Origin of the sequence: Xanthobacter autotrophicus, from assembly GCF_030015065.1 — a bacterium.
Taxonomy (GTDB): domain Bacteria; phylum Pseudomonadota; class Alphaproteobacteria; order Rhizobiales; family Xanthobacteraceae; genus Xanthobacter; species Xanthobacter autotrophicus_D.
Genome location: NZ_JAIVFN010000417.1, coordinates 1 through 447, shown reverse-complemented (window position 1 = coordinate 447; position 447 = coordinate 1). Strand labels below are relative to the sequence as shown.

Here is a 447-nt window from a genome sequence, read left to right as displayed (position 1 = left end):
GGCCCAGAAACCGAAGACCACTTCCACCTGCTCGGCGAGGTGGAAGTGGTCTTCGGTTTCTGGGCCATCGTGCTCATCGCGGCGCTCGCGCTGCTGCAGGGCGGCGGCGCTGCGCTCGCCTACGCGGAATCGCGCAACTACACCGAGCCGCTGTTCGTCTTCGTCGTGATGGTGGTGGCCGCATCGCGCCCGATCCTGGATGCGGTGGACCGCACGATCGGTGCCATCGCGCGGCGATTGCCCGTGGCGCAGCCCGTCGCCCTGGCGTGGCTGGGACTGTCGGTGGTGCCGCTGCTGGGCTCGCTCATCACCGAGCCGGCGGCGATGACGCTTGCGGCGCTTTTGCTGGCCCCCGTGGCATTCCGCCGGGCGATCCCCGAGCGCGCGAAATATTTCACCCTGGGCGTGCTGCTCGTGAACGTGTCGATCGGCGGCACGCTCACCGCC

Annotated in this window: 1 protein-coding gene; it reads left to right on the top strand. The window is 69.4% G+C overall.

Annotated features, from left to right (window positions below):
* Positions 1-447: putative Na+/H+ antiporter (locus tag K9U40_RS23815; protein WP_282892524.1), on the top strand; the 447-nt coding region annotated here is incomplete at both ends.